The sequence below is a fragment of the Rhodococcus sp. ENV425 genome, assembly GCF_002887785.1.
Taxonomy (GTDB): Bacteria; Actinomycetota; Actinomycetes; order Mycobacteriales; family Mycobacteriaceae; genus Rhodococcus; species Rhodococcus aetherivorans.
The window spans coordinates 1-695 of sequence record NZ_PCZU01000272.1 but is presented as its reverse complement, the minus strand read 5'-3'; the positions used below and the strand labels follow the sequence as shown (position 1 = coordinate 695).

The 695-nt window shown below is 70.5% G+C and carries 1 protein-coding gene; it reads left to right on the top strand.

Annotated elements, in window-relative coordinates; translation table 11 throughout:
• On the top strand, window positions 1-695 hold a 695-nt coding region (locus CQZ88_RS25620; protein WP_258008794.1), incomplete at both ends, for an HAD family phosphatase.

The window sequence follows — 695 nt, the reverse complement described above, 5'->3', positions numbered from 1 at the left end:
CCCGCCGACACCTCGACCACCGCCGTTCCGCAGGACCTGACCGCGGCCGCGTTCTTCGACGTCGACAACACGATGGTGCAGGGCGCGTCGATCATCCATTTCGCGCGCGGACTCGCCGCCCGCGACTACTTCACCAAGTCCGACCTGGCCGAATTCGCCTGGCAGCAGGTCAAGTTCCGGGTCACCGGCAAGGAGAACTCGGACGACGTCGCCAGCGGCCGCGAGAAGGCGCTGTCGTTCGTCGCCGGCCGGTCCACGGCGGAGCTGGCCCGCCTCGGCGAGGAGATCTACGACGAGATCATCGCGGACAAGATCTGGCCCGGCACCCGGGCGCTGGCGCAGATGCACCTCGACGCGGGGCAGCAGGTGTGGCTGGTGACGGCCACCCCGGTCGAACTGGCGAACGTCATCGCCGAGCGGCTCGGTCTGACCGGCGCCCTCGGCACCGTCGCCGAATCGGAGGACGGCGTGTTCACCGGCCGCCTCGTCGGGGACATCCTGCACGGCCTGGGCAAGGCCCACGCGGTGCGGGCCCTGGCGATCCGCGAGGGCCTGAACCTCAAGCGCTGCACGGCGTACTCCGACAGCCACAACGACGTGCCCATGCTCTCGCTCGTCGGCACGCCGGTCGCCGTCAACCCGGACGCCGACCTGCGGGAGCTGGCGAAGACCCGGGGCTGGGAGATCCGGGATTT